The 20,418-nt window shown below is 62.3% G+C and carries 18 protein-coding genes; 12 read left to right on the top strand and 6 right to left on the bottom strand.

Features of this window, described 5'->3' with window-relative positions:
• Window positions 1-7 precede the first annotated feature (7 nt).
• Window positions 8-820, top strand: a complete 813-nt coding sequence (locus H0Z09_RS06190; protein WP_186688453.1) for an SDR family oxidoreductase — start codon at window positions 8-10, stop codon at window positions 818-820.
• On the top strand, window positions 821-1,222 hold the full coding sequence (locus H0Z09_RS06185; protein WP_186688450.1) for a DUF4440 domain-containing protein: 402 nt from the start codon (window positions 821-823) through the stop codon (window positions 1,220-1,222). It abuts the gene before it with no gap.
• Between the two features lie 103 nt (window positions 1,223-1,325).
• On the opposite strand, the gene H0Z09_RS06180 is transcribed toward H0Z09_RS06185, so the two are convergent.
• From H0Z09_RS06180 to H0Z09_RS06165, 4 genes are read right to left on the bottom strand one after another with little or no spacing between them, the layout of a single operon-like run.
• Window positions 1,326-2,186 (bottom strand): HlyD family secretion protein, encoded by an 861-nt coding sequence (locus tag H0Z09_RS06180; RefSeq protein WP_186688447.1) that lies wholly within the window; start codon window positions 2,184-2,186, stop codon window positions 1,326-1,328.
• A gap of 10 nt (window positions 2,187-2,196) precedes the next feature.
• Entirely contained in the window at window positions 2,197-2,397 is a 201-nt protein-coding gene (locus tag H0Z09_RS06175) for a DUF1656 domain-containing protein (RefSeq protein ID WP_186688444.1), read from the bottom strand.
• On the bottom strand, window positions 2,387-4,564 hold the full coding sequence (locus H0Z09_RS06170) for an FUSC family protein (RefSeq protein ID WP_186688441.1): 2,178 nt from the start codon (window positions 4,562-4,564) through the stop codon (window positions 2,387-2,389). Before H0Z09_RS06170 ends, H0Z09_RS06175 begins: the two co-directional genes overlap by 11 nt.
• 10 nt (window positions 4,565-4,574) lie before the next feature.
• A complete protein-coding gene (locus H0Z09_RS06165) occupies window positions 4,575-6,110 on the bottom strand; it encodes an efflux transporter outer membrane subunit (protein ID WP_186688438.1) in 1,536 nt (511 codons plus the stop codon).
• 181 nt (window positions 6,111-6,291) lie between these two features.
• On the opposite strand from H0Z09_RS06165, the gene H0Z09_RS06160 reads away from it, so the two are divergent.
• From H0Z09_RS06160 to H0Z09_RS06140, 5 genes are all read left to right on the top strand, one after another.
• Window positions 6,292-7,260 carry a LysR family transcriptional regulator gene (locus H0Z09_RS06160; RefSeq protein ID WP_186688424.1) on the top strand — a complete coding sequence of 323 codons (969 nt, stop codon included), beginning with the start codon at window positions 6,292-6,294 and terminating at the stop codon, window positions 7,258-7,260.
• 125 nt (window positions 7,261-7,385) lie between these two features.
• Window positions 7,386-8,360, top strand: coding sequence for a D-glycerate dehydrogenase (locus tag H0Z09_RS06155; protein ID WP_186688422.1), 975 nt, complete (start codon window positions 7,386-7,388; stop codon window positions 8,358-8,360).
• 228 nt (window positions 8,361-8,588) lie between these two features.
• The gene (locus H0Z09_RS06150; protein ID WP_186688420.1) at window positions 8,589-9,491 is read left to right on the top strand and encodes a chemotaxis protein; all 903 of its coding nucleotides are present in this window, start codon (window positions 8,589-8,591) and stop codon (window positions 9,489-9,491) included.
• Between the two features lie 3 nt (window positions 9,492-9,494).
• Window positions 9,495-9,977 (top strand): GNAT family N-acetyltransferase, encoded by a 483-nt coding sequence (locus H0Z09_RS06145; RefSeq protein ID WP_186688418.1) that lies wholly within the window; start codon window positions 9,495-9,497, stop codon window positions 9,975-9,977.
• A 109-nt stretch (window positions 9,978-10,086) separates the two neighbouring features.
• A complete protein-coding gene (locus H0Z09_RS06140) occupies window positions 10,087-10,830 on the top strand; it encodes a YkgJ family cysteine cluster protein (protein WP_186688416.1) in 744 nt (247 codons plus the stop codon).
• 173 nt (window positions 10,831-11,003) lie between these two features.
• On the opposite strand, the gene H0Z09_RS06135 is transcribed toward H0Z09_RS06140, so the two are convergent.
• Window positions 11,004-11,774 (bottom strand): transporter substrate-binding domain-containing protein, encoded by a 771-nt coding sequence (locus tag H0Z09_RS06135; protein ID WP_186688415.1) that lies wholly within the window; start codon window positions 11,772-11,774, stop codon window positions 11,004-11,006.
• 163 nt (window positions 11,775-11,937) lie between these two features.
• Entirely contained in the window at window positions 11,938-12,171 is a 234-nt protein-coding gene (locus H0Z09_RS06130) for a hypothetical protein (RefSeq protein ID WP_186688413.1), read from the bottom strand.
• Between the two features lie 215 nt (window positions 12,172-12,386).
• Between H0Z09_RS06130 and H0Z09_RS06125 the strand changes: the two genes are divergently transcribed.
• From H0Z09_RS06125 to H0Z09_RS06105, 5 genes are all read left to right on the top strand, one after another.
• Window positions 12,387-13,553, top strand: coding sequence for an efflux RND transporter periplasmic adaptor subunit (locus H0Z09_RS06125; protein WP_186688411.1), 1,167 nt, complete (start codon window positions 12,387-12,389; stop codon window positions 13,551-13,553).
• Complete coding sequence (locus H0Z09_RS06120) at window positions 13,550-16,648, top strand: multidrug efflux RND transporter permease subunit (protein WP_186688408.1); 3,099 nt, start codon at window positions 13,550-13,552, stop codon at window positions 16,646-16,648. Before H0Z09_RS06125 ends, H0Z09_RS06120 begins: the two co-directional genes overlap by 4 nt.
• Before the next feature lie 30 nt (window positions 16,649-16,678).
• Window positions 16,679-17,371, top strand: coding sequence for a heavy metal response regulator transcription factor (locus tag H0Z09_RS06115; protein ID WP_076951240.1), 693 nt, complete (start codon window positions 16,679-16,681; stop codon window positions 17,369-17,371).
• The gene (locus tag H0Z09_RS06110; RefSeq protein ID WP_186688406.1) at window positions 17,361-18,725 is read left to right on the top strand and encodes a heavy metal sensor histidine kinase; all 1,365 of its coding nucleotides are present in this window, start codon (window positions 17,361-17,363) and stop codon (window positions 18,723-18,725) included. Before H0Z09_RS06115 ends, H0Z09_RS06110 begins: the two co-directional genes overlap by 11 nt.
• Window positions 18,726-19,014: 289 nt before the next feature.
• Window positions 19,015-20,337, top strand: a complete 1,323-nt coding sequence (locus H0Z09_RS06105; RefSeq protein ID WP_186688404.1) for an OprD family outer membrane porin — start codon at window positions 19,015-19,017, stop codon at window positions 20,335-20,337.
• Window positions 20,338-20,418: the final 81 nt, after the last annotated feature.

Genomic DNA, 20,418 nt, shown 5'->3' with positions numbered 1-20,418 from the left:
CTGACCCATGCCCAACGTACTGATCACCGGTTGCTCCAGCGGCATTGGCCGCGCCCTGGCGGACGCCTTCAAAGCCGCCGGCAACAACGTATGGGCCAGCGCCCGCCGCCCGGAAGACGTCGCCGCCCTTGCCGCCGCAGGCTTCAATGCGCTCGAACTGGACGTCAACGACAGTGCCGCTTTGCAGCGCCTGGCCGAGCAGTTCGCAGAGCTGGATGTGCTGGTCAACAACGCCGGCTACGGCGCGATGGGCCCGCTGCTCGACGGCGGTACCGAGGCCATGCAGCGCCAATTCGAGACCAATGTGTTCTCCATCGTCGGCGTGACCCAGGCGCTGTTCCCGGCGCTGCGCCGCAGCAAAGGCCTGGTCGTGAACATCGGCAGCGTTTCCGGTGTGCTGGTGACGCCGTTTGCTGGCGCCTACTGCGCCTCCAAGGCGGCAGTGCATGCGCTGAGTGATGCATTGCGCATGGAGCTGGCGCCGTTTGGCGTGCGGGTGATGGAAGTTCAGCCCGGCGCCATCGATACAAGCTTTGCAAAAAACGCCGGCGCCCAGGCAGAGCTGTTGATCAACGAAAAATCCCCCTGGTGGCTGTTGCGCGAGGGTATTCGCGCACGCAGCCAAGCCTCCCAGGACAAACCGACCCCGGCCAACGAATTTGCGGCGGATGTGCTCAAGGCCGTACACCAGCCAAAACCGCCCCGCCTGCTGCGTTCGGGCAATGGCAGCCGAGCGTTGCCGTTGATGGCGGCGCTATTGCCTAAAGGGTTATTGGAGAAAGTGTTGAACAAACGCTTTGGATTGGACAGGAGTTTATAAATGATCGACTACAGCGACTTTTTCGAAGAAGTGATCCAGACCCACGTCGAGATCGAGCAATGGTTTGCGGGCGTTGCGCCTGAGGGCACCCTGCAAAATTTGCTGGCGCGCTTCTCGCCTGAATTCAGCATGGTCGCCCCCGCCACAGGCACGCGGGTGAATGCGGCCGGCGTCAATGCGCTGTTCACGCGCCTGGGCGGCATGCGGCCGGGGTTGAAAATCACCTTGAGCGAGATGGCGGGAATTGATCGCCATGCACGCGGCGCCACCGTGACCTACCGCGAGCATCAGATCGATGACAGCGGCACGCAGACCGATCGCCGCGCCACGGTGGTCTTCGAAAAACAAGCCAGTGGCGCGCTGCTGTGGCGCCATTTGCATGAGACCTTTATCAAGGCCTGACTCGGTAAAAACTGTGGGAGCTGGCTTGCCTGCGATAGCGGCGGGTCAGTTGGGTATACGTTGACTGACACTGCGCTATCGCAGGCAAGCCAGCTCCCACAGTTTAGTTTTGTGTCTGGTTCACGATGACGGTGCAGGTAATGCCTGCCGCCAACAGTACGCCCTCCGGCACCTCATCAATATGAATCCGCACCGGCACTCGCTGTGCCAACCTTACCCAATTGAACGTCGGGTTCACATCGGCGATCAGCTCGCGGCTTTCAGGGTTGTCACGGTCGTAGATGCCACGCGAGATGCTTTCCACGTGCCCCTTCAACGTCTCGCCGCTCATGAGTTGCATATCGGCTTTGTCACCGATTTTCACATGGGGCAGTTTGGTTTCTTCGAAGAAGCCATAGACCCAGAACGAGTTCATGTCGACCACGGCCATCTTGGCTTCGCCGATGCGTGCGTAGTCGCCGCGGTGCACGTTGAGGTTGGTGACGTAGCCGTCCACCGCCGCCACCACCTGGGTGCGTTTCAGGTTGAGCTCGGCCGCTTCCAGCTGGGCCAACGCGTGCTGGTAATCGGCGAGCGCCGAGTCGGCGATGTTGCTGGCGTCGTCGCGGTTTTCCCTGGAAATCACCAGGGCATCGAGGTCGGCGCGGCGGTGGGCGTTGACCTTGCGCATTTCCCAGGTGGCTTTGCGCGAGGCGACCAGCGATTGCGCCTGTTTGACGGCGATGCGGTAGTGCTCGGGGTCGATCTGCATCAGCAGGTCGCCTTTTTTGACAAGCTGATTATCGCGCACCGGCACGTCGACCACTTCGCCGGTGACGTCGGCGGCCACGTTGATGATATCGGCCCGTACACGGCCATCGCGGGTCCACGGCGTTTGCATGTAGTGCACCCACAACGTACGGCCAATCCAGATCGCCAGGGCCAGTACCAGCAAGGTCGCGAGCAGGCTGAAAAACTTTTTCATCGGGGCAGTCTCAACGGTAGACGGTCAGCGCCAGGGCGCCGAACAGGCAAACGAACAGGCTCAGGCGCAGCAACGCCGGGTGCCAGAAAAAACGGTATAGGTCGAACCCGGCCGCGAAGCGGTCCAGCGCCCAGGCCAGCACGGCGGCGATCAAAAACATCAGGGTCATGGTTGGCATGTACAGGCCGTGGAATGCGATTTCACGAGGCATTCGGGATTCCTTTGAGGGCCGCCAGCGGTGATTGCGGGTCCAGCAACGAGGTGCGGATAAAGTGCAGGTAGCTTTTCACCCGCCGCAGGGCCGAGGTGTCGAAGTGCGGGGCGAAGGGTTCGTCGGTGGCCTGCACGCGGCTGATCGCGTGGTCGACAGCGATCAGGCCGCGCTCCAGATTGCTCGCGCTGGGTTGCAGGAACAGCCGCACCAGTGAGCGTCCCATCACGCGGATCGCCTGGCGCCATGGCTGGGATTCGGCATAGGCGGGGTGCACCGGTAGAATCGCCTGCTCCTTGCGCAGTTCAATGATCGCGTGGCCGACCTCCAGCACCACGAACATCCAGCGCAGCAGGTCGCGCTGTACCTGCGGCTGGCCGACGGCGAGGCCGTACGCCTGGTGCAAGAGGTCGCGGGTACGGCTTTCGAAACTTGATGCCAGCCCCTTGAGCTTGCCGCTGATGGCGTACACCACTTGCTCGCGCAGGTCCTGCTCCAACCGCCGCCAGAGCCAGCGGCTGTTGGGCGGCAGGATGATCGCCCCCGCCGCCGCGCACACCAGCATGCCGATGACCATGGCGATGTAGTCGTTGATGAAGGTGTAGGGGTTGTAGACCGTCAGGTTGTCCGGCACCGATCCGGTGCTGAAAAAGATCAGCAAGCCGACGCCGACGCCGGCGTATTGCGGGCGTGACGCGAGGAAGGCGCCAAAGATGATCACCGGCGCCAACATCACGCACAGCAGCGGGAAGCCATCGATCCAGGGAAACACGAAGAACATCTCGACAAAGCCCACCAACGCACCGATCAACGTGCCGCACGCCATCTGGAATGCCATGCGCTTGGGGTTCGGTGTCGCGGCGGACAGGCCGACGGTGGCCGCGGCGATCAGGGTCATGGTTGCGCCGCTCGGCCAGGCGGTGGCCACCCAATAACTGCCCAGCACGATCAGGATAAATGACGCACGAATGCCAGACGCGGCGCAGGCCAGCCAGTTGGTTTTCGGGATAAACGTTTCGTCCCATTGCTCGCGCGCATGGCGGTGATCAGCGAGCGAAGCGTGGGTTTGCGCATAGTTGTGCAGATCGTCGACGAAGCGATAGAGCAGCTCGTAGGCGGTGTGGAAATCCAACTGCTCGGCTTCGCTTGGACCAGCTTCCTGGAAAGTGGCGCGCAGGCTGCGGACCTTGGCGGGCAGGCCGTCCTTATAGGCACTCAGTTGGTCGACCAGGCGCACCGCATCAGGGCTGGTGAGCGCGCGGCCCGAGAAACCATCGAGCACTTCGGCAAGGTCCTGCAGGCCGGGTTTGATTGCCGCAACAACATGGTCCGCTTCATCCTTGCGCAGTCGTTCAAGCAGCTGGTGCAAGGCATTGAAGCGCGTGGTGATGCTCATGAATTCGCTGTTGAGGCGGCTGAGCCTGCCATTGCGCCGGCGCATATGCGGGTCTTCAAACACGGTGATGCTGCGCAGCCCCTCCAGGCCCACAGCTTCGGCGATAAAGCGCACGTTGCTGGCCTCGAACGCTTCAGGTTGGCTGCGCCCGCGCAAGCCATCGGTGACAAACAGCGCGAACACGCCGAAACGCTGGTACAGGGCGTTGCGCATGGCCGCACTGGCGGTTTGCGGCAGGATCGCCGCGCTGACCAGCGTGGCGCACAAAATCCCCAGGGAGATTTCCAGCACCCGCCACACCGCCGCCATAAAGGCGCCCTCCGGATGGGCGAGAGCGGGCAGGCCGACCATCGCCGCCGTATAGCCGGCCAGCACGAAACCGTAGGCGCGAAAGTTGCGATTGCGTGTCGCACCCGCTGTGCAGACGCCCACCCAGATTGCCAGCGCACCGAGGAACAACTCCGTGTTCTGGGCAAACAAGGCGATCAGCAACACCATCACCGCCGACCCTGCCAGGGTGCCGAGGAAGCGATAGAAACTCTTGGCGAACACCTGGCCGCTCTGCGGCTGCATCACGATAAATACTGTGATCATCGCCGTGCGCGGTTGCGGCAATTCCAGGCGCATCGCCAACCACAGCGTGAGGAACGCCGCGATCAGCACCTTGAAGATATATACCCAGGTCACGCCGTCACTGCGTGCCCAGTCGAAAAAGCCACGGCGCCATTCAAGGGCGTACAACCAGCGCAGCGGTGCAGGCAAGGGGGTCATCGGATCCTACTCAGTGATCAAACACGGCCAGCGCCGCCGGGGTCTTGCTCGGGAGGGCCTTGGCGGGTTGCGACACGTCGTCGCCGGCACCAAGGCCGCCGCCCAGGGCGGTGACCAGTTCAGCGTGGGCGCTCAGGCGTGCGGCCTGCACCTGTTGCTGGATCTGTTGCTGATGGAACAGCAACGTTTGCGCGTTCAGCACATTGAGGTAATCCGTGAGGCCGCGCTGGTAGGCGATCATTGCGATGTCGTAAGTCTTGCGCGCCGACGCTACCGATTGCGCGGCAAAGGATGATTGCTTATCCATCGATTCGCGACGGATCAATTGGTCGCTGATGCCTTTGAGGGCATTGACCAGGGTCTGGTTGTACTGGGCGACAGCGATGTCATAACCGGCGCTGGCTTCACCCAGTTGCGCACGCAAGCGCCCACCATCGAAAATCGGCAGCGTGATCGCAGGGCCGACGGTGTAGTTGAATTTCCTGCCCGCCAGAAACGCGAGCATGCCGCCACCGGTCGCCATGTAGCCGAGGCTGCCCACCAGGTCGACGTTGGGATAGAACCCTGCATGCGCCACATCGATGCCACGGGCCTGGGCCGCGACTTGCCAGCGGCTGGCGACCACGTCCGGGCGCTGCCCGAGCAATTGCGCAGGCAGGCTCGACGGCAGTTTCAGCGCAGCCGCGAGGGACAAGGTCGGGCGCTGCAACTGCGCGCCCTCCCCCGGGCCTTTACCGGCCAACGCTGCGAGCTGGTTACGGCTCAGGGCGATTGCTTCGTCGAGGGCATCCAGTTGGCGATGGGTTTCCGGCAACGGCGTTTCGGCCTGGCTGACATCGAACTGGGTGCCGATCCCGGCACTCAGGCGTTTGTTGGCCAAGTCGAGCATCTGCTGCTGTTGCGCCAGGGTCGCCGCGACGATATCGCGGTTGGCGTAGTGCAACGACAGCTGGATATAGGCGCGCACAACGTTGTTCTGCAATTCGAGCTGGGCCTGGCGCGCTTGCGCAGCGCTCATGTGCGCCAGGTCGACGGCACGCTCGCTGGCGTTGCTTTCGCGGCCCCACAGATCCAGGGCATAGCTCAGGCCCAGGGACGCATTGTTGTCCCAGGTGTTGGCACCGCTCAGTTCGCCGGGACCATAGAATTGATCCTTCGGCCAATTGTGGCGCTTGAGGGTGATGTCGCTGTTGACCTGCAACGACTCGGCGGCCTCGGCGATCCCGGCCATCGCCCGCGCTTCACGCACCCGTGCGACGGCCACGGCCATGCTTGGGCTGCCTTGAGTGGCGAGGTCGACCCAGCGATCGAGTTGAGGGTCGCCGTAGGCTTGCCACCATTGCGCGGTGGGCCAGTGGGCGTCCTTGGCGGCGTTCTGGATAGCTTCGTCGATGGTCAGGTTGTTAGCCTCGATGGACTGGCCTTGGGGTGCGATTCCTCCGGTTCCGATGCAGCCGCTGATTACTGATGATAAGGCCCAGACACTGAGAGCCTGCAGCCCTCTGTTAATGAGAGTCTTCAGCTCTCTGCTGATGGGACGCGGCACGGCAAGCGAATTCCTGAGGTGGTGGTGCGGGAAGGTGGCGCAATTCTAGGCGGCGGCATCAGGGACGATAAGCGGGCATTCCTGTGAATCTTTGTTACCGTTCAAGCGATAATCCGTTCGTAGGGATCACTGGACGGCGCAACTTTCTGTCACAATTTGCTATCTCCCCTGAGAACACTCCATGGACACTTTGCAAAACATGCGCGCCTTCAGTTGCGTGGCCGAAGCCGGCAGCTTCACCGCAGCCGCGGTGCAACTGGATACCACCACCGCCAATGTGTCGCGCGCGGTCTCCAACCTCGAGGCCCATCTGCAAACCCGCTTGCTCAACCGCACCACCCGGCGCATCGCCCTGACCGAGGCCGGCAAACGCTATTTGCTGCGCTGCGAGCAGATCCTGGCCTATGTCGAAGAAGCTGAAGCGGAAGCCAGCGACGCACACGCGCGCCCTTCCGGGCAGCTGAAAGTGCACACCATGACCGGCATCGGCCAGCATTTCGTCATCGACGCCATCGCCCGGTACCGCCGTACCCACCCGGACGTGACCTTCGACCTGACCCTGGCCAACCGTGTGCCGGACTTGCTCGATGAGGGCTATGACGTGTCCATCGTGCTGGCCAGCGAACTGCCGGACTCGGGTTTCGTGTCCCAACGCCTGGGCATCACCTACAGCATCGCCTGTGCCTCGCCGGATTACGTGAAAGCCAAGGGCTGCGCCCATCGCCCCCATGACCTGCTCAACCACGCGTGCCTGCGCCTGGTCAGCCCGGTGATCCAGCTGGACAAATGGACCTTCAACGGCCCCGAAGGCCAGGAAAGCGTGGCCATCAACACGTCGCCGTTCCTGGTGAACTCGGCCGATGCGATGAAAACCGCGATCACCAGCGGCATGGGCATCGGCCTGCTGCCGGTGTACGCGGCCATCGAGGGGCTGCGCAATGGCACCCTGGTGCGGGTCATGCCCAACTACCGGTCCCAGGAGCTGAACCTGTACGCCATCTACCCGTCGCGTCAGTACCTGGATGCCAAGATCAAGACCTGGGTCGAATACCTGCGCGGTTCGCTGCCGGAGATTCTGGCGGCGCACCAGGCGGAGTTGGTGGCGTATGAATTGAGCGGCAGCCTGAGCGGCGCTCGCCTGGCGAACTGACCCCCCCTCACACAACATCATTTCAATGTGGGAGCTGCCCACTTCAGCTCTGCTGTGTCCTGACAATTGTGCACAGGAATGTTAGCGTGCTTGGCATTCTTCCGTAGTCGATGAGCCCGCCTGCCATGAAAAAGACTGTCCTCGCCTTCAGCCGCGTCAGCCCGGCAATGATCGAACGCCTGCAACAGGATTTCGAGGTGATCGCGCCCAACCCCAAGCTGGGGGATATCAACGCTCAATTCAATGAAGCACTGCCCCACGCCCACGGCCTGATTGGCGTGGGCCGCAAGCTGGGGCGCGAGCAGTTGCAGGGCGCGGGCAAGCTGGAGGTGGTGTCCAGCGTGTCGGTGGGCTACGACAACTATGACGTGCCGTACTTCACTGAGCGCGGGATCATGCTCACCAACACGCCCGACGTCCTCACCGAAAGCACCGCCGACCTGGCCTTCGCCTTGCTGATGAGCAGCGCGCGCCGGGTGGCCGAACTCGACGCCTGGACCAAGGCCGGCCAGTGGAAAGTTAGCGTCGGCGCACCGTTGTTTGGTTGCGATGTGCATGGCAAGACGCTGGGCATCGTCGGCATGGGCAATATCGGCGCGGCCGTGGCCCGGCGTGGGCGGCTGGGTTTCAACATGCCGATCCTGTACAGCGGCAACAGCCGCAAGACGGCGCTTGAACAAGAACTCGGCGCGCAGTTTCGCAGCCTGGACCAGTTACTGGCCGAGGCGGATTTCGTCTGCCTGGTGGTGCCATTGAGCGAAAAGACCCGTCATTTGATCAGCACCCGCGAGCTGGGACTGATGAAGTCCAGCGCGATCCTGATCAACATCTCCCGCGGCCCGGTGGTCGATGAGCCGGCGCTGATCGAAGCCCTGCAAACCCAGCGCATCCGTGGTGCCGGGCTGGATGTGTATGAGCAGGAGCCACTGGCCGAGTCACCGCTGTTCCAGTTGAGCAATGCCGTGACCTTGCCGCATATCGGTTCGGCCACGCACGAAACCCGTGAAGCCATGGCCAACCGCGCCCTGGACAACCTGCGCAGCGCCCTGCTGGGTCAGCGTCCGCAGGATCTGGTGAACCCGCAAGTCTGGAGGGGCTGACCCTGATCATTCCCACGCTCTGCGTGGGAATGCCGCACCGGACGCTCTGCGTCCACCTGTCGACGCCCGGTTCAGGGCCCTGCGCAAGGGTGACGCGGAGCGTCACAGGATCCATTCCCACGCAGAGCGTGGGAACGATCGAGTACCACACAAAATCCGGTTAAAGCCTGGCGCCCCCAAGTCGATAACCCTCTATAGATCACCATCCTTGATCCACAGAAGGTTTTTATGTCCACCACCAAAGCCCGCGCAGACTCACTTTCACTTCTGCTCTTTACCTTGCGCAGCGGCAAGCTGATGGCCATCAACCTGCTGAAAGTCAGCGAAATCATCCCCTGCCCGCCGCTGACCAAGCTGCCGGAGTCCCACCCTCACGTCAAAGGCATCGCCACCTTGCGCGGCAACTCGCTGGCGGTGATCGACCTGAGCCGCGCCTTGGGGGAAATGCCGCTGGCGGACCCGGACGGCGGCTGCCTGATCGTCACCGATGTGAGCCGTTCCAAGCAGGGCCTGCATGTGCAGGCGGTGAGCAAGATCGTGCATTGCCTGACCACCGACATTCGCCCACCGCCCTATGGCTCCGGCGGTAACCGCGCATTCATTACCGGGGTCACCCAGGTCGAAGGCGGCCTGGTGCAGGTGCTGGATATCGAAAAAGTCATTCACGGCATTGCCCCGGCACCGATTGAAGTGGCACCGACCGACCTGACCATGGATGAAGCCGAAGTGTTGGGCCATGCGCGCATCCTGGTGGTGGACGACAGCCAGGTCGCCCTGCAGCAATCGGTGCACACCCTGCGCAACCTCGGCCTCACCTGCCACACCGCGCGCAGTGCCAAGGAAGCCATCGATGTGCTGCTGGAGCTGCAGGGCACGGCCGAACAGATCAATGTGGTGGTATCGGATATCGAGATGTCTGAAATGGACGGCTACGCCCTTACCCGCACCCTGCGCGAGACCCCGGACTTCCAGCACCTTTATGTGCTGCTGCACACCTCTCTGGACAGCGCAATGAACAGCGAAAAAGCCCGCCTGGCCGGCGCCAATGCGGTGCTGACCAAGTTCTCCTCGCCCGAGCTGACCAAGTGCCTGGTGGTGGCGGCGCAGAGCGTGGCACAACAGGGACAGTAACGAGTGACCGCGTATTTCCAACTGCTGCGCCGCGACCTCACCGGCAGCCTGCCCGCCCCGCAATGGCCGGTGGGTACCCAGCTGGACCATTACCGCGACGACCTGGCCCCGGCGATTCACGCGGTATTGCGCCTGGCCCAGGACCAGGGCGGCGGCCGCGTTCCCAACCTGCAAACCTGGCAGCGTCAGTTCATCACCGATGCCGAGTTCGATCCCACGCTGTGCCTGGTGGCCAGCAACGCCGAAGGCATTCTTGGCGTGGCACAGTGCTGGACCAGTGCGTTCATCAAGAACCTCTGCGTTCACCCTTGCGCCCAAGGCCAGGGATTGGGCCGCGCGCTCCTGCTGCACAGCTTCCAGGTCTTCAAACAGCGCGGCGAGCCCTACGTGGACCTCAAGGTCATGGAGGGCAACCTGCGCGCACGGCAGCTGTATGAAAGCGCGGGTATGAGATTTGTCCTACGCGACGCAGTGCCCAAGGATTGATCGGCACTGGCGTATAACTTGCTTCCAGAGAGACAAAACGGTGAACAGAGGTAAAAACCCGTCACCGATCCTGCGTGCCTCTCTGACCTAGCCTGGTGACAGATCTGCCATGAACACTCACTTTTCCTGCGTCGGTTGCGGCAAATGCTGCTCCGACCATCACGTGCCCCTGACCCTCGCGGAAGCCCGGATGTGGGCAGCCGACGGCGGTACTGTCATTGTTCTGGTGGAGGGGTTCCTGGGCAATGGCCTGGGCTTGCCCCAGCAGCAACGCGAACATGCCGAACGCCGTTCGGTGGTGGTACCCAGTGGCAACACCGAGGCGTTCGTGGCGATCACCTTTGCTGCCTACAACGCCGGCCGCTGCCGGAATCTTGACGAAGACAACCTGTGCCGCATCTATGCGCGTCGCCCGTTGGTGTGCCGCATCTACCCGATGGAGATCAACCCGCATATCCCGCTGAACCCCGCCGCCAAGGATTGCCCGCCGGAGTCCTGGGAACAGGGGCCGGCGCTGATCGTTGGAGGCGAGTTGATAGACCAGGAACTGGCGGAGTTGATCCGCCGCTCGCGACAGGCGGACCGCGATGATGTACAGGCCAAGGAGGCGGTATGCGCCCTGCTGGGCATCAAGACCACGGCGCTCAAGGGTGACGGATTTACCGCCTACCTGCCGGACATGGACGCATTTGCCCTGGCGATTGAACGGGCGGCAGAGCGCCCGTCCGTGGCCAATGAGTGGGTGTTTCATGTATCGGGGATGGACATCGCCAAACAGGTACTGGAGGCCGGGGCGCAGATTGCAACCGAGGTGCCGGCCAACTATGCGTTTATCTCGCTACGGGCTGCGTAATCCTTGCCCGCTTGACGAATCTCTGTAGTGAGCGGGCTTGCCCCGCGCTGGGCTGCGAAGCGGCCCCAATAAAGACACCGCCGACCTTCAGGTAAATCCGGTTCGCCTGGTTCGGGGCCGCTTCGCAGCCCAGCGCGGGGCAAGCCCGCTCACTACAAGGTTATGTATGCAGATTAGGGCGTGTTGAGACGGTAAGGCGCAAGAATCCGCTGGTACTCACCATTGTGCATCAGCTGTTCAAGGGCGCGGTTGAGTTCGGTACGCAACGCCGTATCGGTATTGCGCAGCGCGATCGCCACCCCCTCGCCCAGCAGTTCGGCGGATACGGCGGGACCCAGGAAGGCGAAATCCTCGCCTGCGGCGGTATCGAGCAGCGCGTTGCGAATTTCCACCGTGCCCTGCAGGGTCGCATCGATATCGCCTGCCACCAGGCTGCGGACCAGCTCGTCGTTGAGCCAGAAGCTCTTGATGATCACACCCTCGCGCGCCCATTGCGACCGGGCAAAGGCCTCGCGGTTGCTGCCCAACAATACGCCGACCCGCTTGCCCTTGAGCGAAGCCGCAAGCGGCATCAGGCCCGAGGTGCGGCGTGCGACCAGGCGCGTGGTGAAGGGATAGAGGATATCGGTGAAACTCACCCGGCGGCGCCGCCTGGAGGTAGGGGCGATGCCCATGATGGCGTCGAATTGGCGGGCTTCAAGGTCATCGAAGTTTTCGACCACAACCTGGTCGACCCAAGTACAGCGCACATTCAGCTGCTGGCACAGCGCATTGCCCAGCTCGATATTCAGACCGACCAACTGCCCTTGCGGGTTACGGCTCTGGAAGGGAGGAAACTGCGCGGCAACGGCGAACCGGAGCTCACTTCGCGGTTGATCAACGCCGGCAACGGCATCCACCGCAAGCAACAGGGCAAGCGCGACACAAAGGTGTATCAGGGCCACAGGAAACGTCCTTTCCGGAAAGAGCGCCTTCTGCCCAGCCCCGTTGAAACGTCGGGGCGGGACACAAGCGGTGCAAGCTTTCAAGAAACGATCGCGGGCCTACAAGCGGAAATTTCAGCGGGAGCTGTAGGTAGCATCCTGCAATGTTTGTTGCTGATTATTCCTAGCGTTTGCCCATCGAGCGACGCGTGCCCGGCGGGGCCATGCCCGGAGTCTTGGTGTGGCCGTTCTTGGCGCCGTTCTTGTACCAGGGCTGGGCGTCATTCCTGGCCCCGGCCAGTTCACCCGGCTTGAAAGGAAACTTGAACGTCGGGATCTCGGCTTTCTCAACGCCGTCGGCGTTGGCCGAATCGACCGGTTCGGTCGCTTCGACAGGGGAATGTGTCGGGGATTTCATGAACGCTCCGGGGCATACAGACAAGGATGCGGACCCCATTGATGGGCCCTATATGTAGGAAGTATACCTGCGCAGCCGCGATCTTTGACCAGCGTCGTACGAATGGTCAGGAGCTAACTGACACGGCTGTCAGATGGCAGTCACTTTACTGACTGGGTCGGCAGGCTATAAATACTCACCCTTCTCCCCCGATCCCTGCCTGGGCGCCTTACAGCATGCACATTAAAAGAAAAACTGTATTGACCGTGGGTGTCCTCGCCCTTCTGGCGACTGCCGCCTGGGCGCTGACCCGCCCCGCCAAGACCAGGCTGGTCGCTTCCGCCGCCGTGCCGGTACGGGTGATGACGGTGGTGGAGCAGGATTTGCCGCGTTACGTGACGGGGATCGGCTCGGTGCTGTCGCTGCACAGCGTAGTGATCCGCCCGCAAATCGACGGCATCCTCACTCGATTGCTGGTCAAGGAGGGGCAACGGGTCAATGCCGGCGACTTGTTGGCGACTATCGACGACCGCTCGATCCGCGCCAGTCTCGACCAGGCCAGGGCACAATTGGGCGAGAGCCAGGCGCAACTGCAAGTGGCCCAGGTCAACCTCAAGCGCTACAAGGCATTGAGCATCGATGACGGCATTTCCAAGCAGACCTACGACCAGCAACAGGCGCTGGTCAACCAGCTCAAAGCGACACTGCAAGGGAATCAGGCCGCCATTGATGCGGCCCAGGTGCAACTGTCCTACACGCAGATTCGCTCTCCCGTCACAGGCCGCGTCGGTATTCGCAACGTGGATGAAGGTAACTTCCTGCGCATGAGCGATGCCCAGGGGCTGTTCTCGGTCACCCAGATCGACCCGATTGCCATCGAGTTCTCCCTGCCCCAGCAAATGCTACCGACGTTGCAGGGCCTGATCGCCGCCGCCGAGCCTGCCCGGGTGGACGCCTACATGGGTGCCGATACCGAAGGCGAGCACTCCGACCTGTTGGGCGAGGGCCGCCTGAGCCTGATCGACAACCAGATCAGCGGCACCACCGGCACCATCCGCGCCAAAGCCGAATTCCCCAATAACACGCAAAAACTCTGGCCAGGCCAGTTGGTGACCATCAAGATCCAGACCGCCCTTGACCGCAACGCCCTGGCCGTCCCGCCAGGCGTAGTGCAACGCGGCCTCGACTCGCACTTCGTGTACCGCGTCAACGGTGACAAAGTGGAAATCCTGCCGGTGCAGGTGGTGTACCAGGACAGCGACCGCAACATCCTCAAGGGCATCCAGGCGGGCGATGTACTGGTCAGCGATGGCCAGTCGCGGCTCAAGGCTGGCGCTCAGGTCGAGATCCTCAAGGATCCGCCGCAAACGATCCAGACCGCTGACGCCAGGGTGCAGCCATGACGACAGCGCGGGGATCGATTTCCGCCTGGTGCATCGATCGCCCGGTCGCCACGCTGTTGCTGACCTTCGCCCTGGTGCTGCTCGGGTTGATCGCGTTCCCCAAATTACCCATCGCCCCCCTGCCGGAGGCGGAGTTTCCCACTATCCAGGTGACCGCACAGTTGCCCGGCGCCAGCCCCGACACCATGGCCTCCTCGATTGCGACACCGCTGGAGGTGCAATTCAGTGCAATCCCCGGCATGACGCAGATGACCTCCAGCAGTGCGCTGGGCTCCACCCTGTTGACCCTGCAATTCACCCTCGACAAAAGCATCGATACCGCCGCGCAGGAAGTGCAGGCGGCCATCAACACCGCTTCCGGCAAGCTGCCGGGCGATATGCCGAGCCTGCCGACCTGGCGCAAGGTGAACCCGGCGGACAGCCCGGTGCTGATCGTCAGTGTCAGCTCCCACGACATGCCCGGCACCGAACTGAGCGATCTGGTGGAAACCCTGCTGGCCCGTCAGATCAGCCAGATCGACGGAGTAGGCCAGATCAACATCACCGGCCAGCAACGCCCGGCGATTCGCGTGCAGGCGTCTGCCGACAAACTCGCCGCCATCGGCCTGACCTTGGCCGACATCCGCCTGGCGATCCAGCAATCAAGCCTGAACCTGGCCAAGGGCGCGCTGTATGGCAAGAACAGCGTGTCGACCCTGGCGACCAACGACCAGTTGTTCCAACCGGATGAATACGGTGACCTGATCGTTTCCTACAAGGACGGCGCGCCGGTTCAACTGCGTGATGTGGCCAAGGTCGTCCACGGCTCGGAAAACGCCTACGTCCAGGCCTGGGCCGTGGACACGCCCGGCGTGAACCTAGTGATTACCCGCCAACCCGGCGCCAACATTGTCGAGACCGTGGAGCGTATCCAGGCCGAACTGCCACGCCTGCAAGCCATGTTGCCGGCATCGGTGCAGGTCAGCGTGCTGATGGACCGCACCACCACCATCCGCGCCTCCCTGCATGAAGTGGAAATGACCCTGCTGATTGCCGTATTGCTGGTGGTCGGGGTGATGGCGATTTTCCTGCGCCAATGGTCGGCGACCATCATTGTGTCGAGCGTGCTGGGCGTATCGTTGATCGCAAGTTTCGCCCTGATGTACGTGATGGGCTTCAGCCTGAATAACCTGACCCTGGTTGCGATCGTAGTGGCCGTGGGCTTTGTGGTGGACGATGCGATTGTGGTGGTGGAAAACATCCATCGCCATCTCGAGACCGGCCTGGACAAACGCGAGGCGGCGCTCAAGGGTTCCAGCGAAATTGGCTTCACCGTGGTGTCCATCAGCGTGTCGCTGGTGGCGGCGTTTATCCCGCTGCTGTTCATGGGAGGCGTGGTAGGCAGGCTGTTCAAGGAGTTTGCCCTGACCGCCACTTCGACCATTCTGATTTCCGTGGTGGTGTCCCTGACCCTGGCGCCGACCCTGGCGGCCTTGTTCATGAACGCGCCCAGCCATAGGCACCATGACAAACCCGGCTTCGGCGAAAGACTGCTGGCGGCCTACGAAAAAACCTTGCGCCGCGCCCTGGCCCACCAACGCACCATGGCCGGCATCTTCATGCTGACCCTGGCGCTTGCCGTAGCCGGCTATGTGTTCATCCCCAAGGGTTTCTTTCCAGTCCAGGACACCGGTTTCATCCTCGGTACCAGCGAGGCGGCGGCGGATGTGTCTTACCCGGACATGGTGGCCAAGCACAAGGCGCTGGCGCAAATCATGAAGGATGACCCGGCCGTGCGGGCGTTCTCCCACTCCGTCGGCGTGACCGGCAGCAACCAGACCATCGCCAACGGTCGCTTCTGGATTTCCCTCGTGCCGCGTGGCGACCGGGACGTTTCCGCCAGCCAATTCATCGACCGCATCCGTTCCAAATTGGCCAAGGTGCCGGGCATCGTGCTGTACCTGCGCGCCGGCCAGGACATCAACCTCAGCTCCGGCCCCAGCCGCAGCCAGTATCAATACGTGCTTAAAAGTAATGACGGCGCGACGCTCAATACCTGGACCCAGCGCCTGACCGAAAAACTGCGTTCCATCCCGGCGTTCCGTGATATCTCCAACGACCTGCAACTGGGCGGCAGCATCACCCACATTTCCATTGACCGCCGTGCGGCCGCGCGTTTCGGCTTGACCGCCACCGACGTCGACCAGGCGCTCTATGACGCCTTCGGCCAACGCCAGGTCAACGAGTTCCAGACCGAAATCAACCAGTACCAGGTGGTGCTGGAACTGGACACCCGGCAGCGCGGCAAGGCCGAGAGCCTGAATTACTTCTACCTGCGCTCGCCGCTGACCAACGAAATGGTGCCGCTGTCGGCGCTGGCCCGCGTCGACGCGCCCACGGTCGGGCCGCTGTCCATCAGCCACGATGGTATGTTCCCGGCGGCCAACCTGTCGTTCAACCTGGCCCCCGGTGTTGCGTTGGGTGATGCGGTGATTCTGCTCAACCAGGCAAAAAACGAGATTGGCATGCCGGCCTCGATCATCGGCAATTTCCAGGGCGCGGCGCAGGCGTTCCAGAGTTCGCTCGCCAGCCAGCCGTGGCTGATCCTCGCGGCGCTGGTGGCGGTCTACATCATCCTGGGCGTGCTGTATGAAAGCTTCGTGCACCCGCTGACGATCATCTCGACGCTGCCCTCGGCAGGCCTGGGTGCGCTGGTCATGCTGTGGCTGCTGGGCCAGGATTTTTCGATCATGGCGCTGATCGGTCTGGTGCTGCTGATCGGTATCGTCAAGAAGAACGGTATCCTGCTCATCGACTTCGCCCTGGACGCCCAGCGCACACGCGGGCTGTCGCCCCATGATGCAATCTTCGAAGCCTGCATCACGCGTTTCCGGCCGATCATCATGACCTCCCTGGCCGCCCTGCTCGGTGCCCTGCCGTTGATGCTCGGTTACGGCGCCGGTGCGGAACTGCGCCAGCCACTGGGCATTTCGGTGGTCGGCGGGCTGCTGGTGAGCCAGGCGCTGACGCTGTTCACCACACCGGTCATATACTTGTATCTGGAGAAGTTTTTCCACAGGCCCAAACCCATGCCAGCGCTGGCGACCACACATTGAGGCTGGGCCCCCGCCCTGGAGCAAAAGCTCATGCGCGTCCTGATTATTGAAGATGAAGAAAAAACCGCGGACTACCTGCACCGCGGCCTGACGGAACAAGGCTACACCGTCGACGTGGCGCGTGAAGGCGTCGAGGGCTTGCACCTGGCGCTGGAAAACGAATACGCGGTGATCGTGCTCGACGTGATGTTACCCCGCCTCGACGGCTTTGGCGTACTGCGTGCGCTGCGTGCGCGCAAACAGACGCCGGTGATCATGCTCACCGCCCGCGAGCGTGTGGAAGACCGCATCCGTGGCCTGCGCGAAGGCGCCGATGATTACCTGGGCAAACCGTTCTCCTTCCTCGAACTGGTGGCCCGCCTGCAAGCCCTTACCCGCCGCAGCGGCGGGCATGAACCGGTGCAGGTGACCGTCGCCGACCTGTGGATCGACCTGATCAGCCGCAAGGCAAGCCGTAATGGCCAGCGCCTGGACCTGACCGCCAAGGAGTTCTCGCTGCTCAGCGTATTGGCGCGACGCCAGGGCGAGATCCTGTCCAAGACCGCCATTGCGGAAATGGTCTGGGACATCAATTTCGACAGCGACGCCAACGTGGTGGAGGTGGCGATCAAGCGGTTGCGCGCCAAACTCGACGGGCCATTCGATACCAAGCTGCTGCACACCATTCGCGGCATGGGCTACGTGCTGGAGAGTCGCCAGCAGGAGCATGCAAGTGGTGGCTAACTCCATCGCCCTGCGCCTGAGCGGCATGTTCACCCTGGTGGCGGCGCTGATCTTCCTGTTGATCGGCGGCGCGCTGTATCAGCAGGTGGACCGCAGCCTGGGTTTGCTGCCGGGCGCCGAGCTGGATGCGCGCTACAGCGTGTTGGAGTCTTCGGTAAACCGCTTCGGCACGCCCGAGCATTGGGTGAAAATACAGGCCAAGCTCAAGTTGCTGGGCGAGGAAGACAAGCGCATCCGCTTCTGGGTGGTGAGCAGCGACACGAACTATGAATACGGCAACCCCGATGCGCAGATCCGCGCCTTCGCCGAAGGGCCGACCGGTAAGCGCGACCTGCGCGTGCCGGGCCGTACATACCCGCTCAAGGTGCTGGTGAGCCAGTTCCCGGCCAAGGATCAGCGCCCGCCGCTGCGGTTCATGATCGCCATCGATACCGAAAATTTCCGTGCTACCCAGCATCACCTGTTGGTGGCATTGATCAGCCTGGCGCTGGTGGGTGTGGTGCTGGCGTCGTTGCTGGGTTTCTGGGTAGCGCGCATCGGCCTCAAACCGCTGGGCAAACTCTCGGATGAGGCGCAGAAACTCGCACCGCCGAAGCTCTCCGGTCGCCTGCAACTGTCGCCGCTGCCGCCGGAATTGAGCCAGTTCGTCAACTCGTTCAACGCCACCCTGGACCGCGTCGAGCAGGCCTATTCGCGCCTGGAGTCGTTCAACGCCGATGTGGCCCACGAACTGCGCTCACCGCTGACCAACCTGATCGGCCAGACCCAGGTGGCGCTGACCCGTGGGCGTTCGGCCGAGCATTATTTCGAGGTGCTGCAATCCAACCTTGAAGAGTTGGAGCGCCTGCGCTCGATCATCAACGACATGTTGTTCCTCGCCAGTGCCGACCAGGGCAGCAAGGCCACCAAGCTGATCAAAAGCTCCTTGGCCGATGAAGTGGCGACCACCCTCGACTACCTGGACTTCATTCTCGAAGACGCCCAAGTCGAGGTACAGGTACGCGGCGATGCGACGGTACACATCGAAAAAGCCCACCTGCGCCGCGCGCTGATCAACCTGCTGAGCAACGCGGTGCAACACACCGCGCCCGGGCAGATCATCGCTGTGAACATCGAGGTCCACGACCATCAGGTGGCGATCGGCGTGACCAACCCCGGCGATGAAATTGCCAGCGAACATCTGCCGCGCCTGTTCGAACGCTTTTATCGGGTGGATGCGTCACGCAGCAATAGCGGAGCAAACCACGGGCTGGGCCTGGCCATCGTCAAAGCGATTGCGCTGATGCACGGCGGCGATGTGTTCGTACGCAGCGAGCACGGCGGCAACACCTTCGGCATTACCCTGCCCGTGTAGCCAGCTCCCTCATTGGTAAATCATCCCCAGCACTGTTGCGATTTGGGCAACAGTCATTATCTTGTTACACTCTGTATCGTACCGCTCGCCTGCGTTAATTTGACGCATCGATGAGCGCGACGGCAAAGGCAGTCTCCGCTTACCCGAATTTCCCTCGACTTATTTCCAGGGCTCTACACTGGGAATCTGTCTTAAAGCCGCTGACTTCAGCGGCTTTTTTTTGCCGTGAAAAAGGCCAGGCACACCTCACGACACTGGCCGTTTGCGTTTGACCAAAGGAGCTTTACCGGTGAAGAACTCGCTGACGTTCACCCCGTTATTCCTCGCGATTGCAGCAACGATTTCCCCCCTCGCCCACGCGGCAGGCTCCAACCCCGGCGACGGTTTCGTCGAGGGTTCCCACCTGAACCTCAACGCCCGCAACTACTACATGAACCGCGACCGTCGAGACCTCCACACCGACGACAGCAAGGAGTGGGGCCAAGGTTTCATCGGCACCTTCGAATCCGGCTACACCCAAGGCGCCGTCGGTTTCGGCCTGGACGCTCACGCCATGCTCGGGCTCAAGCTGGACGGCGGTGGCGGCACTGACGGCTCCAGCATCCTTCCGTACGGTAGCGGCAGCGGAAAAGCGCCCGATTCGTTCTCCACGGCCGGTGGCACTTTGAAGATGCGCGCGTTCGATACCGAGCTGAAGGCGGGCGACCTGTTCCTAAACAATCCGGTGATCGCCGGCGGCATGACCCGCATGCTGCCGCAAACCTTCCGCGGCGTGAGCCTGACCAACCACAGCCTCGACGGCTGGATATTCGAAGGGGGCCAGGCCAGCTTCACCAAGCTCTACAACCAGAGCGGTCACCGCCGCATCGGCACCAGCTACGGTGCCCTGGCAAACGACGCCGGCAGCCAGCACATGAACTGGGCGGGCGTGTCGTTCAGCGGTATTGACGGGCTGTCGAGCAACCTCTACGCCTCCGAGCTCAAGGACGTGTGGCAGCAGTACTATTACGACCTGGATTACACCTATGCGCTGAACGAGATGATCAGCCTCAACCCCGGCCTGCACTACTACCACACCCAGGACACCGGTCAGTCGCTGCTCGGGGCTATCGACAACAACACCTACAGCCTGCATTTCACCGTGAATGCGGGCCATCACAGCGTTACCGCCGCCTATCAGCGGGTTAACGGCAACACGCCGTTCGACTACATCGCCCAAGGCGACAGCGTGTACCTGGACAACTCCCAGCAATATTCAGACTTCAACGGCCCCAACGAGCGCTCATGGAAACTCAAGTACGCCTATAACTTCGGCGGCCTGGGCCTGCCCGGCCTGACCTCGGCCGTGTCCTATATCAGCGGCAAGACCGACCTGAGCCAGGTCGACCCGCAAAGCCGTGGCTACAGCGCCTGGTACAGCGCCGACGGCAAGGATGCCAAGCATTGGGAGCGGGACATCGACGTGAAATACGTGGTTCAGGGCGGCAAGGCCAAGGACCTGGCGGTGCGCCTGCAATGGGCGGTCAACCGCGGCAGCAACGGCTACTCGGCGGTGGACAGGGACGTGGATGAGTACCGGGTGATCGTCGACTACCCGATCAACGTGTTCTGACGAACGAAGATTTCTTTTCAACCCTGCATCTAATTTTCATCGGGTAGAACTAAACTGCCAGCATCCTCACCGCTGAAGTCT

The sequence above is a fragment of the Pseudomonas sp. SWRI18 genome, assembly GCF_014268345.1.
Lineage (GTDB): Bacteria > Pseudomonadota > Gammaproteobacteria > Pseudomonadales > Pseudomonadaceae > Aquipseudomonas > Aquipseudomonas cedrina.
Note: the sequence above shows the minus strand (reverse complement) of the source record. Positions and strands in the feature narration are given on the sequence as shown.

What these genes read in the sequence shown, in the direction of transcription:
- H0Z09_RS06185 (WP_186688450.1), top strand. Translation starts at nt 821, where the DNA reads ATGATCGACTACAGCGACTTTTTCGAAGAAGTGATCCAGACCCACGTC.
- H0Z09_RS06125 (WP_186688411.1), top strand. Translation starts at nt 12,387, where the DNA reads ATGCACATTAAAAGAAAAACTGTATTGACCGTGGGTGTCCTCGCCCTT.
- H0Z09_RS06155 (WP_186688422.1), top strand. Translation starts at nt 7,386, where the DNA reads ATGAAAAAGACTGTCCTCGCCTTCAGCCGCGTCAGCCCGGCAATGATC.
- H0Z09_RS06120 (WP_186688408.1), top strand. Translation starts at nt 13,550, where the DNA reads ATGACGACAGCGCGGGGATCGATTTCCGCCTGGTGCATCGATCGCCCG.
- H0Z09_RS06170 (WP_186688441.1), bottom strand. Translation starts at nt 4,564, where the DNA reads ATGACCCCCTTGCCTGCACCGCTGCGCTGGTTGTACGCCCTTGAATGG.
- H0Z09_RS06190 (WP_186688453.1), top strand. Translation starts at nt 8, where the DNA reads ATGCCCAACGTACTGATCACCGGTTGCTCCAGCGGCATTGGCCGCGCC.
- H0Z09_RS06140 (WP_186688416.1), top strand. Translation starts at nt 10,087, where the DNA reads ATGAACACTCACTTTTCCTGCGTCGGTTGCGGCAAATGCTGCTCCGAC.
- H0Z09_RS06150 (WP_186688420.1), top strand. Translation starts at nt 8,589, where the DNA reads ATGTCCACCACCAAAGCCCGCGCAGACTCACTTTCACTTCTGCTCTTT.
- H0Z09_RS06115 (WP_076951240.1), top strand. Translation starts at nt 16,679, where the DNA reads ATGCGCGTCCTGATTATTGAAGATGAAGAAAAAACCGCGGACTACCTG.
- H0Z09_RS06130 (WP_186688413.1), bottom strand. Translation starts at nt 12,171, where the DNA reads ATGAAATCCCCGACACATTCCCCTGTCGAAGCGACCGAACCGGTCGAT.
- H0Z09_RS06175 (WP_186688444.1), bottom strand. Translation starts at nt 2,397, where the DNA reads ATGCCTCGTGAAATCGCATTCCACGGCCTGTACATGCCAACCATGACC.
- H0Z09_RS06160 (WP_186688424.1), top strand. Translation starts at nt 6,292, where the DNA reads ATGGACACTTTGCAAAACATGCGCGCCTTCAGTTGCGTGGCCGAAGCC.
- H0Z09_RS06180 (WP_186688447.1), bottom strand. Translation starts at nt 2,186, where the DNA reads ATGAAAAAGTTTTTCAGCCTGCTCGCGACCTTGCTGGTACTGGCCCTG.